The following is a 14,279-nucleotide window of genomic DNA, read 5'->3' as shown; positions in this document are numbered from 1 at the left end:
GACTCCTTGGTCAGTAGGTGCCGTCCGGGAGCGCCGCGAGGGCTTCGGCGGTCCCGAGGGCCAGTACGGCCGCTTCGCGCACCCTCTCGTCCGGGTCCTCGTCGGCGCGTTCGCGCAGGAAGCGGGTGGTGGCGGACAGCCGCGGCCAGCCGAAGGCCAGCACACGGAGTGCGGTGACGCGGACCGGAGGGGCGGGGTCGCTCAGGGCCATGGACCGGAGGGTCTCGTGGGTGTCCGGCTCCGCCTCACGCAGCCAGGCGCACCAGTTGAGGGCGTTGCGCCTGTTGTGGGACGAGGGATCGGCGGTCATGCGGTCCAGGATCAGCCGCTGGACGTCCTCGCGTCCGGGCCAGTAGCGGGCCAGGAGTTGCAGTGCCAGCCAGCGTGGCCCCGACCGTGGGTCCACGACGGCCCGCTCGGCCAGCAGGTCCCGTACGCTCTCGTGTTCGTGCCAGAACTCCCCCAGCAGCCAGAGGGCCTCGGCACGGGGTTTCGGCTCCGGGTCGGCGACTGCCTGCCGCAACAGCAGGTCCCGCACGGTCTCGCGATCTTCCGATCGGCGGGCCAGCAGCTGTACGGTCCCCCAGCGGACGTCCGGGTGCGGATCGGCGACCGCCTGCCCCAGGACGAGTTCCCACGTCTCCGCCTCGCTCGTGTAGCACCACGCCAGGGCTTCCAGCGCCTCCATCCGGGGTTCCGGATCAGGGTCCGCGAGCGCGCGGTGGAAGAGCAGGTCCCGAACCCCTTCGTGATCCTTCCACCGCCAGGCCAGCGCTTCGATCGCACCTCGGCGCGCCAAGGAGTGCGGATCGGCGACCGCCTGCCGGAGCACCAGTTCCCGGACTTCTGCGCTGTCCTTCCAGAGGCGCGCCAGGGACAGCAGCGCCTCTGCGCGCGGACTCGGCGCCGGGTCGGCCACGGCCCGTTCAAGAAGGAGTTGCCGCATACCCGGGTGGTCCGCGCGGTAGGCCGCCAGCAGTCGCAGGGCCTCCTGCCGGGGTTCGGGGTCCGGGTCGGCGACGGCACGGTCGGTGAGGATCTCCCACGTGTCCTCGCGATCCGGCCAGTGGCGTCGCAGAAGTTGGAGCGCCAGCCGGCGGATGGCCGCGGCGGGTTCGGCGTCGGCCCGCCGGACGACAAGCTCATGGACGGCGTCGCTGTCCGGCCATAGTTCGGCCGCGGACTCCAGTGCTTCTCTGCGCGGTTCCGGGTCCGGGTCGGACACGGCTGACCCGAACAACAGCGGGCGCACGTCCGTGTCGTCCCGCCAGTGCCGGGCGTAGTTCTCCAGCGCTCCCCGGCGGGCCTCTGCGTCGAACGCATCGAGCGCGCCCCGTACCAGGTTCCAGGCGGGCTCGTCGTCGGGCCACCGTTCGAGCACCAGGCGCAGGATTTCCGTACGTGTGTCGGGGTAGGGCGTGTGCTCCGCCAGCAGAACCAAGCCCTCCTGGGCCGAGTGCATTGCGCAGACGATCCCCGACGCGATCCGGTGCTCTTCCTGGAACTGGCCGCGCAGCAGAAACCACCGCAGATAGCGCTCCCGCCCCTGCCATTCGGGGCCGAAGACCAGCAGGGCGGGAAGGATGCTTTCCAGCGCTTGCCGCGCCGTCGAGCCCAGATTGCGTTCCATCGAGTCGATCAGAGCGTTCACCACGGCGTTGCCCTGGGTCTCGACGAGGTCGAGCCGCTCGACTTCCGCCAGGGCTCGTACGGCGAGGGCGAGCATGCCGTGCCGGCCGACCCGGACCTCCTGGGCGTGCAGCCGCAACAGTGCGTCGACCACACGTCCGGAGTCCCGCTCTCCCAGCATTCCGACGAGGAGCAGCAGCACCTCGTGCCAGGCGGGGTCCTTCGCCCGGGCCTCGAACACCTCGCTGATCAGTTCCTCCTCCCCCCACTCGCGATCCCGCTGGTAGCGGCGGGCGATGTCGTCGGCCGCGAGGTACTCCAGGAAGGCGCGGTGGACGAAGCCGTACACCTCGTCACCGAAGCGGCTGAGGATGAAGTTCCGCTCCCGGAACTGGCGGATCATCTCCCTGGCCGCGGTGACCGCCGTCTGCTTCGGCAGGCGGTAGCGCTCCTTCAGGTAACCGGTGAACACCGCCTCCAGATCCTCGCCCTGAATGTGGTTGCCGGCGACTCCACCCTCGCCCTCCTGCATCCGCCGGGCCAGCAGGCGCAGCAGGGCCCTGCGGTCCGTGTCGTTGATGTACGGCATGTCGGCCTGCCCCGGAAGCGACAGTTGTTTGGCTTCCTGGTCCCAGCGGGCCACCAGGATGTCCACGGCGTGCCCGTACACGCCCTGCCGGTCGCGCGGCAACGCCCGCCGCCGGCCGATGATCGACAGAATGGTGAGGAGCAGTGGGTTGCCCGCGAGATCCCGTACGGGCCGGGAGGCCGCCGCCGCGTCGATGATCCGCTTCTGCAGGCGGGCCGCCAACTCCGTGTCGTCCGGGCAGACGGCGTCGTACCAGTGGCCCGTGAACTCCTTGATCTGCTCAAGGGTCAGGTCCTGGATCATGTAGTGCCGGAAGCCGGCCGCCTCCAGGGTCGCGCGCTGGTAGCCGATGACCCGGGACGTCACCACGATACGTACGCCCGGGTACCGCTCGGCGAAGGCTGCGATCCGCCGCGCCGTCCCGGCGCGCACTCCCGGTTCGAACAGCTCGTCCAAACCGTCGAAGACCACGAGCATCCGGCCCGCGCGCAGCAAGGGATCCAGGACGCCGCGCGGAACCGACATCGACTCCAGGGTGCTCAAGTGGTCCAGGTAGTCCTCGAAGGACCGGTCGTGCCACCGCTCGTCGGCGTACCTGCGCAGTTCCACCACCACCGGCACATGGCCGGCCAGTCCGGCCAGTTGCTCCGGCAAGGGCCCGCAGGTGAGGGCGAGGGTCAGAAAGCGGGGGAGCGTGGACTTCCCGGCCCCGGGATCACCCAGCAGCACCACGCGCGGCTCCTGCGGATCCGTCAGGACCTCCAGCGACTCCATTGGCGGGCGGTCCCGGTAGGCCAGGCGCATCCGCTCCATCGACTCCTCGTCGAGGCCCGGCGGGAACCCGCCTCGCGGCAGTTCCCCGGAACGGCGTTCCAGTCGCTGCCGCAGTTCCCTGGGCAGTTCGACGGGTGGGGGGTCGGCGCGCAGCAGCGGGGGGACGAAGACCGACTGGAGTTCCACCGCCGGGTGTTCTCCTTCCTGGGAGGGGATCAGCACCTCCAGGTCCAGTCGGCCGAGGGACGCGCGGACGCGTGCGGCGTACCGGGCCAGTTCCCGTGCGGTCTCGTCCTCGTCGGGCGGCGGTTCGGGGACCGGCCCGTAGTAGATGGTGACGCTGCTGCCCGCGCCCAGCGCACTGCCCGTGACGTCCCTTCCTACGGAGATGCCGCCGTCGTCGGCCCTGACCTTCGGGGACGCACCGGCCGACGGGACGGCGGATGGCGGGATCACACCGGCCGGCGGCTCGCCGGCGCCCGAGCCCGGTCCGCGTCGGCGCCGTAACCACGCGAACGGGATCACCGGCCGTCGACCTCGCTCCCCTCGCCGAGGGCGCTGCCGGTGACGTCGCCACCCGCCGCGAACGCCCCGCTGCCCTCGGCCACGACGGGGCCGGCGGCTGCTCCGGCCGCCGGTGCGGCTGACCGGCCCTTGACCTTGCTGTTCGGTCCGACCGCGCTGCTGCTGACGTTCCCGCCCACGCTGATGGCGCCGTCTCCGTGTGCGTGTGCCGTCGCCGGATCCGCACGCCGGAGCGCGAGCACGGAGAGCGCCAGGCCGACCAGCCCGGTCGCCGCCCCGGCCAGACTCGCCGTCCGGTCGGCGGTGTCGAGGTCGACCAGCACCGCGACCAGCACGAGCCCCGGCACACACAGGGCGCAGAGCACCGCCACACCCAACGCCGCGATCCTGGCCCCTCCTGATGCTGCCGCCATGGTCCGGCACCCCTTTCCCCCGAGGCCGGGCAAGCCCCCGCGCCCGCCCCGACCAGGATCGCCGTATTGCCCGCAATGTGTCGAGAGAGGCGGAGCGCAAAATATGTCCAACTACCGCCCTGTGCGCCCATTGTGACACTCCGTTGCCCGATGTAATCTCCCTGCGGGGTCCGGGTTCGTCACTGGGGGGACGATGAAGGTCGGCCTGGTTCTGCCTCTCGCCGAGTATCCGTGGCGACAGCCGTCCTACGGGGAGATCAGGGCACTCGCCCTCCAGGCCGAGGACTCCGGCTTCGACTCGGTCTGGGTCTTCGACCACCTGCTGTTCCGCGATGCCCAGGGGCCGACCGAGGGCATCTGGGAGTCCTGGACGGTGTTGTCGGCCCTGGCCGAGGCAACCGATCGCGTCGAACTCGGCACCCTCGTGCTGTGCACCGCGTTCCGCAACCCGGCGGTGCTGGCCAAGATGGCCGTGACCCTCGACGAAGTCAGCCGGGGCCGGCTCGTCCTCGGCCTCGGATGTGGCTGGCACGCACCGGAGTTCGAGGCTTTCGGCATCCCCTTCGACCACCGGGTCGAACGCTTCGAGGAGGCGCTGCAGATCATCCTCGCCCTGCTGCGGACGGGCCGCGCCGACTTCTCCGGCCGTCATCATCGGCTGCGTGACGGAGAGTTGCGTCCCCACGGTCCGCGCCCGGGCGGTCCGCCGGTCCTGGTGGGGGCGCGCGGCCCCCGGATGACCGCACTCGCGGCCCGGTACGCCGACCTGTGGAACGCCTGCTGGTTCGGCTCCCCGTCAGGTGCCGAGGAGACCCTGGCCCGGATGAGGGAGACCTGTCTGCGGGAAGGACGCGACCCGGCGTCGCTGGGCATCACGCTCGGCGTCAACGTCAGGGTGGAGGACAGCACTCCACCCGACACCGACGGGACGGCGCCACCGGTGACCGACATCCTCAGCGGCTCGCCGCAGCACGTAGCGGACGGCCTGTTGACGTACGCGTCACTCGGCGTGGACCACTTGGTCCTCAACCTCAATCCGCACCACAGGGACGCACAGCGGCAACTGGCCGCCGCGCTGCGGTTGTACCGCGCGGCGTCCCGTCCGACGACAGGAGTGGTGAACACATGACCTGGTCCATCGACGAGTCACGGGTGCGGCCGTTCCTCACGGCCGCCGAGCGGCACGATCTCCCGGCGCTGCTGTGGAACGCCCCGCAGCCGGGGCGGGCCTTCTCCGGGCAGGAGGACACCGACGCGCCCGACGCGGGCCGCCCGCCGGAGGCCCACAAGCGCTTCAAGGACTTCAAGGACGGCAAGGACCACAAGGACGGCAAGGACGGGAAGGAGGCGAAGGAGATGAAGGAGCGGAAGGATGTCAAGGACACGAAGGACGGCAAGGACAGGAAAGACACCAAGGACAACAAGGACGGGAAGGATTTCAAGGACGGCAAGGACAGCTTCGACGGCGCGATGGCCCCGCCGGGTCCGGCCGCCGTCGTACGGCAACCGCAGGAGCCGCCGGCCCCCGGCCCGGCCGGGACGGCACAACCCTTCGCGGCGGCCGCCGAGTTGGCCGGCGACGGGCCTCAGGAGGCCGCGGCTGCACTGCGGGCCTCGCGCATCAACCGCCTGCTGAGGAGGCGCGGTGTCGTCATCTGAGGCAGCCGGCGGCGATCCCTCCGGACTCGTCGTCGTGGCCGACCCCGAGGACCCCGTCGCGATTGAGGTACGCGACTTCGTACGGGACAGCGGCCGCGAGGCGACGATCCTCGACGTGTTCGACGCCGCGCAGCTGTTCACCGTCACCGTCGACGACGCCGGCGCGGTGGTCGAGCCGGCACTGCCGATGTTCCTCCGGCTGCCCGCCCCGCCGCTGCGACGGATCAGCTTCGACGCCGAGTTCCAGCTCAACGAATGCGTGGCCCACCTGTGGGCCGTCGCCGCCCTGACCCCAGCGCCCGTGATCAACCGCCCGGAGCCCGGCGGCCCGGGCGCCCGCGCCTCCGTGTCCGCGGCACTCACCGAACTGCGGGCAGGTCTGCCCGGCGGTTCACCGGAGATCTTCTCCTCCCGGCCCTGCGGACCGCCCGGCGAACCCATGGACGGCCAGGGAACACAGTGGTGGGTCCAGGACCTCGACGCCTGGACCACGCGCCCCTGGCCCGAACTCTCCGACCCGCTCGCCCCCTCGGCGGACGGCTCCGGCCCCTACCGGGCGCGATGGTCGGACCCCGACCCCCTCTTCGAGAGTGTGGTCGTCCTCGGCGACCACGGCTGGCGCAGCAGTCCCGTCGATCTGGACCACCTAGGTCTGGAGGAGCGCAGCACGGAGATCGTCGCCCGGCTCGGACTCCAACTCTCCGCCGTGGTCTGGCGGTTGTCACCCGACCTCGCCCAGGCATGGCCGGTCACGGTGGAGCCGTTCCCCGACGTGGAGCAGCTCCGCATGGTGTGGCTCGGACTCGGGCCCCGACTCGTAAAGGTGCTGTTCCCATGATCTACGCGGTCGGCCTCGCCTCCGAGAGCACCTTCACGCACTTCACCGCCGAGGCCGAGGCCCGAGGCGTACCGGTCCGGGCCGTCGATCTGCGGCAGGCCGTCGAGGCGGGCGACTGGCGCCTGGCCGTGGGCGGGGACCGCTCCGCCCGGCTCGGCGGCCATGATCTCGACCCGGAGGCGTCCTACTACTGCCGGGTCGCCGATCTGGCGGCCCTTCAGCGGGACCGCGAGCAGGCACAGCGCTGGCGCTGGCTCACGACGGCGCTCGCGGCGTGGCTGGACCACATCCCCGGCCTGGTGGTCAACCGGCCCTCGATCCGCTGTGACAACGGCTCCAAGCCGCTGCACGAACTGACGTTGTCCCAGGCCGGGTTCCGGGTGCCCGCGAGTATCACCAGTTCCTCGCCGCAGCGTCTGCGGGCCTTCGCCGCGGCGGGGCCGACCCTGGTCAAGGCGGTCTCCGGTGTACGGGCCACCAGCAGGCTCGTGAGCGCGGCAGACCTGGCAGGCTTTGAGCGTGGGCAGGGCCCGGTGCACCTGCAGCGGTACGTCGTGGGCCGGGACGTCCGCGCCCATGTCGTCGGCGACCAGGTGCACGCCGAGGAGATCGTCTCCGGCGCGGTGGACTACCGGACCGACCGGGAGGCGGAGTTCGCCCCCTGCGAACTGCCCGGACCGCTCGCCGGGCAGGTGGTCCGCCACACCGCCGATCTGGGCATGGCCTTCGCGGGCTGGGACTTCAAGGTCGCCGGTGACGGCACCTACTGGTGCCTGGAGGTCAACCCGATGCCCGCGTACGACTGGTACGACCGGCGGCTCGGCGGAGCCATCAGCGCGTCGCTCCTCGGGCTGCTGCAGGGGGTGCACCCGTGATCGACTCGCTGACCGTGCTCACCGGAGCGGACAGCGCCGCACTCCGCGACGCCGTGCACAGCCTGCGCGACCACTGGACCTCGCGCGGCCCGGAGCCCGCCGCCTTCTTCACCCTGGGCGCGCCGAGCTACCTCGACCTCGCGCCGGACCCGGAGTCCGACGTCTACCACAAGCGGGCCGACCTCTCACGGCCGGTGCTGCAGCACTCCTTCGGCTGGCTGTATGCGCGCCTCGCGGATGTCCTCGGCGAGCATCTCGGCGCCCCTGTCCACTATCCCGAGCACCTGGCGCTGCCGGGCTTCCATGTCTGGCTGTCCGCCGCGGTGTTCACCAAGCCGACGGCGCCCCTGCACTTCGATCTGCAGTACCGCGCCTTCTCCTGGCCTCCCGGCACCGATCTGAAGCGGCAGATCTCCTTCACCCTGCCGGTCCGGCTGCCCGCGGCAGGCGGCGGCCTGAACCTCTGGGATGTGAGCCACGAGCAGTTCCGGCATGCGCTGGAGAAGGGCTGGATCGAGTCCGTGGCCGACCTCAGGCGCTTCCACACCACGCGGTACATCCCTTACACGGTCGGCCGCATGGTGGTCCACTCCGGCCACACACTGCACCAGGTCGCCCCCAGCACCAGCGTCCAGCCCGACGACGAACGGCTCACCCTCCAGGGGCACGGCGTGTGGTGCGACGGCCGGTGGCTGCTGTACTGGTGAGCGCGACCGCCCCCACACACGGCACCTGGACGATCTGGCCTCGCTGCTCGGGGAGATCTTGGCCGACTGGCCTCAGGACACTGGCAAGGCCGCCGCGGACAACCGGACGGCCATCGCCCGCCCCCACGGTCGAGCTCACCTGGCGTCTGCCCCGCGCCGTGGCCACCCTTCGGCCGTGCTGCGCAGGGCCGTCCGGGCGGAGCTGGGCACTGGTACGGCCCGCCGGAAGAATGTGCGTGGGGATGTCGATCCAGGCAGGCTCTGTTCGACGCAGGGGTGAGAGAAGGCCAACCACACGAGAGGTGAAGGCCATGCCCAGGGTCCGCGTACACAACGTGACGATCTCCCTCGACGGCTTCGTGGCCGGCGCGAACCAGCGACTGGACGCGCCGTTCGGCGACGGCGTCGGCTGGGGCGACGACCTGCACAGCTGGTTTGTCTCCGCGGCGGAGGACTCCGCCGCGGGCAAGACCGGGATCGATGTCGACTACTTCGCCCTCGGCGAGCAGAACATCGGCGCCACGATCATGGGGCGGAACATGTTCGGGCCGCAGCGCGGGCCGTGGGAGGACGAGTCCTGGAAGGGCTGGTGGGGCGACACCCCGCCCTACCACCACGACGTTTTCGTGCACACCCACCATCTGCGCCCGGCGCTGGAGATGTCCGGCGGAACGACCTTCCACTTCACCGACGAGCCGCTGGAGACGGTGCTGCAGCGCGCGTTCGACGCCGCGGGCGGCAAGGACGTCCGGATCGGCGGGGGTGCAGCGGTCATCCAGCAGTATCTGCGCGCCAGGCTGATCGACCAGCTCCACCTGGTGATCGCGCCGCTGCTCGTCGGGCGCGGAGAGCGGCTGCTCGACAATCTGGGGGGACGGAATCGACGGTTACCGGGTGTCCGAGCTGGTCGGCTCGCCGACCGTCACGCATGCGGTGCTGGTCCGGCGCTGACGCGCGAGGTCAGGCTTGGCCGGGGTGGGTCTGCTGCCGCGCGCTCGCCGTCGCGATGCGGTGGTTTGGTCGAGGACATGCCCCCTCTCGTTACGGGGGGGGGCGTCGCGGTCGCGCCGACGTTTCGGCGGCCAGTTAGGGTTTCCGACCCGCGGCCATCTGACGGGCAGTCGCGTGGGACCACGGGGAATGTCACCGTCGGTGCGTCCGGCTGGATGGTTGCGGTGACGTCTCAGGGTCGATGTCGAGCGCGGTGAAGTGGGCGGACAGGTCGTCCGTCCACTGTGATGGTGTCCGATGGTCCGGCAGGGGGATGCCGGCCTCGCTGCGCCACAGTGCGTCGCTGCTGGTGGGAGCTGAGCGCGGGTGAGCCTACCGACAGCAGCCAGGGCACGCTCGCCGGCCGACGGATCGTGCAGGGCCGCCAAGAACCGCGCCAGCTGCCTGCCGGCCAGGTCGCGGTCGATCGAGTCGACGGCCTTGAACAGGGACGCCCCGGGCACGAGCCGGGTGATCAGCTGCACTGACCCACCGCGCCGGGTGGGCTACGACCGTGGCCGGCCGGCGCGGCTCACACGGTGTTGACCAGCCGGTCATGAAAAGAGGCGTGTGCGGTCGTGACGACCGAGGCTATGCTCCCGCTCTCCGTGCGCCCCAGCCATACGATGCTTCCTCCTCCGGCCCCGAACGTCACGAGGTCGGCTCCGAGAGTCTCGTCGCTCACCCGCTCGAACGACTCGCCCAGAGACTCGGTGGCCCGGGAGGCGTTCTGCTGGCCTGCGTCGGCGGCGAGCCAGAACTGGCGGAACGGTTCGGTCAGCGACGGCCAGGCCGTGGCGTCGGCGAAACTCCCCATGTTTTCCTCGGAGTCGAACGTCGGCCGCTTACCGGGCACGATCCGCTCGATGTTCTCGCCGACGCCTAGGGCAGCTTCCCAACAGATCACCGGGGCATCGCTGACAAGCAGGCGGACCGCGACCTCCTCACGACCGTCGAACTGCTCGCCGTTGTACTCGAACGGCGCTTCCGTCCAGGAGGCCTGCACCCGGTAAACCCCAGGGGGGAGCCGCTCCTTCAGTTCCCGGCCGGCCCGGGTGGGCAACTCCGGTTGGGAGTCTTCCGGCCAGGGCGAGTCGACGACGAGCCGGCCGCTCGGCACCCGGATCGGGCTCACCTCCGTCACCTCGACGACGTACACGGGTCTCGCCGGATCTTCGGCATGCGTGCCCGCCTGCGCACCCGGAGTGAACACCGCCTCCAAGTACCGGCTCTCTTCCGGACTCGCCGCCAGACGCTCATCTGCTGTGTATCCCATGGCCGAACAGTAGAGGGCCCCACTGACAGAGCCCGATGTTCCGGCACCCGCGGTCCCGTTCCCTGAGCACGACGGGTCGGCGGGACCATGCAGGAGAGGGCGTTCGAGGCACACGATCCAGCCGGTTCCCCGCCTGGCGCCCCCGGTCGGCCTCAGCTCGCTGCCTTCTTCACGAGGGCGCTGATCAGCTGTTCGTCGGTAGCGGTCAGCTCCTTCAGGGCGTAAGCGGTCGGCCACATCGCGCCCTCGTCGAGCGCCGCCTGGTCGCTGAAGCCCAGCGTGGCGTAGCGCGACTTGAACCTCTTCGCGCTCTGGAAGTGGCAGACGACCTTGCCGTCCCTGGCATACGCGGGCATCCCGTACCAGAGCTTGGGCGCGAGGTCGGGAGCGGCGGTCTTGACGATCTCGTGGATCCGCTCGGCGAGGACCCGGTCCGCTGCCGGCATCTCGGCGATCTTCGCCAGCACATCCTGCTCCGCTGCCGCCTCCTTCTCCACCCGGGACGAACCACGCCGCGCGGCCGTCTTCTTCTGCTCGCGTGCGTGCTCCTTCATCGCGGCCCGCTCCTCGGCGGTGAATCCGGCGTACGTCCCGGCGGTCGTGCCGGAGTTCCTGGCGGGCGACTTCGTGGACGGCATAGCAGGTTTCCTCTCGTACAAGGTGAGATGCGGCGGCGCGCAAGTACCGGATCGGACGTCAGGACGGTGTGGGAGCGGGCGCCGCGGCGGCCTCCCAGGCGAAGCCGTCCGGGTCGGTGAAGGCGCCGGCGGTGCTACCGAGGACGATGCGGTGCGAGCCGGTGCCGTCGGCGGGGACGCCGAGGTCCTTGGCCAGCGCGTGGCGCTTGTACAGGGCCAGCTTGACGGGGCTGGAGTGACCGGGGGCGAACTCGGCGTACTTGCCGCCGAAGCTCTTGGCCACGGTCAGGCCCCGGCCTACGTAGAACTGCTTGGTGGCCTTCACGTCCTCGACACCGAGCAGCAGGACGACCTCGTCGATCTCGCGGGTGGCGGGGCCGGTGTCCTTCTTTGCCGAGGTCGCGATCTTCCAGATCGTCCCGTCCGGGGCCTGGACGACGCCGCCGTAACCCCACAGCGACTTCGTGGCGGGCTTCAGGACCGTGGCACCGGCGTCCACGGCGGCGGCGACGAAGCCGTCGACGGTGGCCGGCCCGGACACCGTGAGCGCCAGGGTGAAGCCGCGAAAGCCGGTCGAGTGCGCCTCGGACGCCCGCAGGCGTATGTACGTGTCCACGCCGAAGGCGCCGTAGAAGCGCCGGGCGGCCTCGGGGTCGGCCACCTGAAGGGTGACGGACGCGAGGTTCGTGTGGGTTGCGGTGGAAGTGGTGGTTGCCATGTCCATCACGCTAGGGGCTGGGCGGTGGCCGGGGCTTCTCCATTCCTGACCGGTCTCACCACCTGCTCGGCCACGCACGCGGGCATCCCCTCCACCGGGATCGCCGGGCCGCGTCATGGGCCGTTTCCGCCGTATCGGCAGGGTCAAACGCAGCAACTGCCACGTGGCGCCGGGACGTGGTCCGGACCAGGTTCGATCATGTGCTCGCCTTCGAGGAGACGACGGCCTGAGAGGGCGCTGAACACCGCTTGAACTACCGGTAGTTGAGCTCGGCGAGTTCGGTGGCGAGCCTCTTGGGCAGGGTCGTGTGGCCGAGCAGGGGGAGCACAGTGTTGCGTGCCCCCCGGGCCATCGGGTTGCGCGTGGTGGCGACGCGGGTCATCCGGTGGGTGAAGGCGACCACCCGCAGGGCCACGGGGCGGCGTTGCGCCTCGTAGCCGTCGAGCTGCCCGGATGCCAGCGCCCGGCCGAGGGTGTAGCCGTCCTGGATGCCCGTGTTCATTCCCTGGCCGCCGGCGGGGCTGTGGACATGGGCGGCGTCGCCGGCCAGCAGCAGGCGTCCCGCGCGGTAGTGGTCGGCGACCCGGTGGTGCACCCGGAACCGTGACGACCAGGCCAGGCCGGTGACCTTGGCCTGGCCAGGGGCACGCTCGTCCAGCAGGCGCTGGACGAAGTCGATGTCCGGTGTGGCAGGAGCGTCGTCGACGGTGGCGACGACCCGGTAGTGGCCGCCGGGGAGCGGGGCGACGACGGTGAGGCCGGCGGTGGCGAAGGTGAGCGAGACCTCGGCGGGGCCCGGGGCCCAGTCCATCACCACGTCGGCGAGGACGAAGGACTCGGCGTAGGTGCTGCCGGTGAACCCGATGCCCGCTGCTTGGCGCACGGTGCTGTGCATGCCGTCGGCGCCGACAGCGTACGCGGCGCGCAGCGTCTGGCCGGTCGTCATGGTGAGTGTCACGCCGTCCTCGTCCTGGACGACGGAGGCGACCTCGTAGGGGCGGTGCACGTCGCCGCCGAGCGCGCGCAGCCGGTCCAGCAGCACGCTCTCGGTCTCGTACTGCGGAACCATCAGCGTGTACGGGTGAGACGTGGGCAGCTGTTCGAACGGCACGGTCAGCAGCCGGCGGGCGCCGTCGCGGACGGCGAACCGGGTGACCTGCACGCCTCGCCCGATGAGCTTCTCGGAGGCTCCCAGCTCGTCCAGGACCTCCAGGGTGCGGGCGTGGACGACGGCGGCACGCGAGGTGTTCGCACCCTCGGCCAGCCGGTCCAGGACGACGAAGTCGATGCCGGCCGACGCGAGCGTGACGGCGAGCGCGAGTCCGGTCGGGCCGCCGCCCACGATGGCGACCTCCGTACGGTCGGGGAGTGCCGTGGTGTTCATGTCGCTTTCCTCCAGGGATGTGAGTCAACAGTTGTTGGCCAACGCTTGTTGGCCAATGTTCGTTGACATGATGCGCGGCTTCTCGTTGGAAAGTCAACACATGTTGGCCTACAGTCGTTGGCATGATGCAACCCAGCGAGACCGCCAGCACCGATCGGCGTTCGGATCGCACCAAGGCCGCGATCCTGCGCGCCGCCCGCGAACGCTTCGCAGCCCAGGGCTACGAGCGCACCACCATCCGAGCCGTGGCCTCCGACGCGGGCATCGACCCCTCGATGGTCATGCGCTACTTCGGAAACAAGGCCCAGCTCTTCGATGCGACACTCGCCATCGACCTGCGTCTGCCCGACCTCACGGGCATCCCGGCGGACAAGCTCGCCCAAGCCCTGGTGCGGCACTTCCTCGAACGCTGGGAGGGCGACCCGGCAGACGACGCGCTGCTCGTCCTGATGCGGTCGGCGGTGACCAACGAACAGGCCGCGGCGCGGATGCACGACATCTTCGCGTCGCAGGTCGCCCCGACGCTTGCCGCCGCCCTGGGCCCAGAAACCGCAGCACAGCGCGCGGGCCTGGTCTCCGCGCAACTCCTCGGCCTCGGGCTCACCCGCTATCTGCTGCGCCTCCCGGCAGTGACCACCCTGACACCGGACGAGATCGAAAGAGGGCTGGCCCCGGCCATCCAGGCCGTACTCGACCCCGAGCAGGACCGCTCTCCGGGGGAGCCGAACGGGTCGTCGTGATCACACAGAACGAGCCCGAGCTGGATGCGTGCGTTTCCCCGGCTGCGCTACGCGGCTGCCCGGATCGGTAACGGCTCTAAATGCGACGCTGGCCTGGCGTGCCGCCGCCGGTACAGCGGCGGCACGCCAGGCCAGCGCCCTGTTGTCTACGCGTCCCCGGTGGGCCCTGTGTAGGGCTCGGTCACTGAACGGCGTCGTTGGTGCGGGCAGGCCAGATCGCCAGGGCGGCGAGGAGGGCGCAGGCGCCGCCGAACCACAGCACGCCCTGGAGGGGAGGATCAGGGCTGGTGACCGTGCTCACCAGCCCTGATCACCATGTCGGGCTTGCCGCTGTGGAGGACCTTGAAAGTCCGCCCCGCAACATGCTCACGACCTGGCAGCCGCTGATTGAGGCGATGGTCCGCCGAGCAACCGTTCACAACCGAGGCCTGAGGGGCCTCGCGCTTTCCGGACAGGCTTCTGACCGTTTATTTCACGCGGCGATTCGCAACTTCTCGTACTCGGCATGGACTTCGCGCGGAGGG

13 protein-coding genes and 1 pseudogene are annotated in these 14,279 nt (G+C 70.6%); 8 read left to right on the top strand and 6 right to left on the bottom strand.

Annotated elements, in window-relative coordinates; genetic code table 11:
• Positions 1–10: 10 nt before the first annotated feature.
• Positions 11–3,448 carry a HEAT repeat domain-containing protein gene (locus ACWCRD_RS43750; protein ID WP_450971254.1) on the bottom strand — a complete coding sequence of 1,146 codons (3,438 nt, stop codon included), beginning with the start codon at positions 3,446–3,448 and terminating at the stop codon, positions 11–13.
• 65 nt (positions 3,449–3,513) lie between these two features.
• Positions 3,514–3,930, bottom strand: coding sequence for a hypothetical protein (locus tag ACWCRD_RS43745; protein ID WP_450971253.1), 417 nt, complete (start codon positions 3,928–3,930; stop codon positions 3,514–3,516).
• A gap of 193 nt (positions 3,931–4,123) precedes the next feature.
• On the opposite strand from ACWCRD_RS43745, the gene ACWCRD_RS43740 reads away from it, so the two are divergent.
• The 6 genes and pseudogenes from ACWCRD_RS43740 to ACWCRD_RS43715 all read left to right on the top strand — a co-directional run bounded on the left by ACWCRD_RS43740 (position 4,124) and on the right by ACWCRD_RS43715 (position 8,960).
• Positions 4,124–5,059, top strand: coding sequence for an LLM class flavin-dependent oxidoreductase (locus ACWCRD_RS43740; RefSeq protein ID WP_450971252.1), 936 nt, complete (start codon positions 4,124–4,126; stop codon positions 5,057–5,059).
• Positions 5,056–5,589 (top strand): hypothetical protein, encoded by a 534-nt coding sequence (locus ACWCRD_RS43735; protein ID WP_450971251.1) that lies wholly within the window; start codon positions 5,056–5,058, stop codon positions 5,587–5,589. Before ACWCRD_RS43740 ends, ACWCRD_RS43735 begins: the two co-directional genes overlap by 4 nt.
• The gene (locus tag ACWCRD_RS43730; protein ID WP_450971250.1) at positions 5,576–6,427 is read left to right on the top strand and encodes a hypothetical protein; all 852 of its coding nucleotides are present in this window, start codon (positions 5,576–5,578) and stop codon (positions 6,425–6,427) included. Before ACWCRD_RS43735 ends, ACWCRD_RS43730 begins: the two co-directional genes overlap by 14 nt.
• Positions 6,424–7,302, top strand: a complete 879-nt coding sequence (locus ACWCRD_RS43725) for an ATP-grasp domain-containing protein (RefSeq protein ID WP_450971249.1) — start codon at positions 6,424–6,426, stop codon at positions 7,300–7,302. The genes ACWCRD_RS43730 and ACWCRD_RS43725 overlap by 4 nt, the downstream gene beginning before the upstream one ends.
• The gene (locus tag ACWCRD_RS43720; protein ID WP_450971248.1) at positions 7,299–8,009 is read left to right on the top strand and encodes a hypothetical protein; all 711 of its coding nucleotides are present in this window, start codon (positions 7,299–7,301) and stop codon (positions 8,007–8,009) included. The genes ACWCRD_RS43725 and ACWCRD_RS43720 overlap by 4 nt, the downstream gene beginning before the upstream one ends.
• Before the next feature lie 311 nt (positions 8,010–8,320).
• A pseudogene (locus tag ACWCRD_RS43715) lies at positions 8,321–8,960 on the top strand (dihydrofolate reductase family protein).
• 571 nt (positions 8,961–9,531) lie between these two features.
• Here the strand turns inward: ACWCRD_RS43715 and ACWCRD_RS43710 are convergent.
• The 4 genes from ACWCRD_RS43710 to ACWCRD_RS43695 form a co-directional block, all read right to left on the bottom strand.
• Entirely contained in the window at positions 9,532–10,275 is a 744-nt protein-coding gene (locus ACWCRD_RS43710) for a DUF4241 domain-containing protein (protein WP_450971247.1), read from the bottom strand.
• Between the two features lie 152 nt (positions 10,276–10,427).
• Positions 10,428–10,913 carry an iron chaperone gene (locus ACWCRD_RS43705; RefSeq protein WP_450971246.1) on the bottom strand — a complete coding sequence of 162 codons (486 nt, stop codon included), beginning with the start codon at positions 10,911–10,913 and terminating at the stop codon, positions 10,428–10,430.
• Between the two features lie 58 nt (positions 10,914–10,971).
• Positions 10,972–11,637, bottom strand: a complete 666-nt coding sequence (locus ACWCRD_RS43700) for a glyoxalase (RefSeq protein WP_450971245.1) — start codon at positions 11,635–11,637, stop codon at positions 10,972–10,974.
• A gap of 247 nt (positions 11,638–11,884) precedes the next feature.
• The gene (locus ACWCRD_RS43695) at positions 11,885–13,015 is read right to left on the bottom strand and encodes an FAD-dependent oxidoreductase (protein ID WP_450971244.1); all 1,131 of its coding nucleotides are present in this window, start codon (positions 13,013–13,015) and stop codon (positions 11,885–11,887) included.
• A 125-nt stretch (positions 13,016–13,140) separates the two neighbouring features.
• Between ACWCRD_RS43695 and ACWCRD_RS43690 the strand changes: the two genes are divergently transcribed.
• Positions 13,141–13,755, top strand: coding sequence for a TetR/AcrR family transcriptional regulator (locus tag ACWCRD_RS43690; protein ID WP_450971272.1), 615 nt, complete (start codon positions 13,141–13,143; stop codon positions 13,753–13,755).
• Positions 13,756–14,042: 287 nt separating this feature from the next.
• Positions 14,043–14,279: hypothetical protein (locus ACWCRD_RS43685; protein WP_450971243.1), on the top strand; the 237-nt coding region annotated here is incomplete at its 3' end.

The organism is Streptomyces sp. NPDC002092 (genome assembly GCF_053593775.1).
The sequence above is the reverse complement of the archived record's forward strand: the minus strand, read 5'-3'. Positions and strand labels throughout refer to the sequence as shown.